The organism is Vibrio sp. 1580, assembly GCF_033340055.1.
This window is the reverse complement of record NZ_JAWOVT010000243.1, coordinates 1-744: the sequence shown is the minus strand read 5'-3', so window position 1 is coordinate 744 and position 744 is coordinate 1. Positions and strand designations below refer to the sequence as shown.

The following is a 744-nucleotide window of genomic DNA, read 5'->3' as shown; positions in this document are numbered from 1 at the left end:
CGATATGTTGCCAGTGCCTCAGGAGCATCGCACTGCGTACTACCAAATGCCCCACGGTTATCAGTTTGAACATGCAGCTAAGCAGTTTGGCTTAAAGTATGAAAAGCCAACTACATTACAAATGTATCAAGCAATGGTTGTCGAGCACCTGTCGAGCGGCCAAGGCACAATGCTGGTGGAAGTTCAAACCCCACCAAGCCAAGCCGCAGAGTTGATAAAGGCATTTAATAAGAGCCTGCATGCTTCACTCTGAGCGTCTCTCTCCAACTGAAAAACACCAAAGTGGTGATCTTCCCACTCTGGTGTTTTTGCATGGTCTTTTAGGAAGTGGTGCTGATTGGCAAGCTTGTTTGGATGAGCTGACTCAGTTTGAACGAGTCGTTATCGACCTTCCTGGTCATGGTCGCAGCCAGTTTACAAAGTGCAACGATCTCGATGATTGCTGCAAACTTCTTAATTCCACACTATCTTTATTATTTCCTCCGCAACAACCACTTATTTTGATTGGCTACTCAATGGGTGGAAGAATCGCAATGCACGGTCTTGCTGGTGAGTGCTTCTCAGATCTCAATATTGTCGGCGCGATTGTGGAAGGGGGAAACTTCGGGCTTCAAACAGAGTCAGAGATACAGTCAAGATTGCACAACGACCAAAAATGGGCACTGCGCTTCGAGAGTGAACCACTTGAACGTGTTTTGAGCGATTGGTATCAACAAGCGGTGTTTTCTTCACTAAACCATGAGC

General features: G+C 46.5%; 1 protein-coding gene and 1 pseudogene. Both read left to right on the top strand.

What is annotated here, in order from left to right:
- Positions 1-253: pseudogene (locus R7093_RS25295) on the top strand (2-succinyl-5-enolpyruvyl-6-hydroxy-3-cyclohexene-1-carboxylic-acid synthase); the annotation flags it as partial.
- A partial coding sequence (locus R7093_RS25290) for an alpha/beta fold hydrolase (RefSeq protein ID WP_318147030.1) occupies positions 240-744 on the top strand: 505 nt, incomplete at its 3' end. The pseudogene R7093_RS25295 and the gene R7093_RS25290, both read left to right, overlap by 14 nt.